1 protein-coding gene is annotated in these 207 nt (G+C 83.6%); it reads right to left on the reverse strand.

Features of this window, described 5'->3' with window-relative positions:
* Window positions 1-207: hypothetical protein (locus G3I53_RS33290; protein WP_203617110.1), on the reverse strand; the 207-nt coding region annotated here is incomplete at both ends.

Here is a 207-nt window from a genome sequence, read left to right on the forward strand (position 1 = left end):
GCCGGCGGGCCGGGGCCGGGAGACCCGGCGTCCCTTGGGCACCCTCGGCAGTTCGCCGCGCGGGGCGACGTGCAGGGTCCGGTCGCCGGGGCCGGACGGGCCGCCCCGCTGTTCGATGTCCGGGGCCCCGGCCTGCTCCGGCACCGCAGGCGGTCCGGCCGCCTCCCGGTGGGCCGGTGCGCCGTCGGCCCAGTGGGCGGTGCCCCG

The sequence above is a fragment of the Streptomyces sp. SID14436 genome (genome assembly GCF_010548465.1).
In the GTDB taxonomy this organism is placed as follows: Bacteria; Actinomycetota; Actinomycetes; order Streptomycetales; family Streptomycetaceae; genus Streptomyces.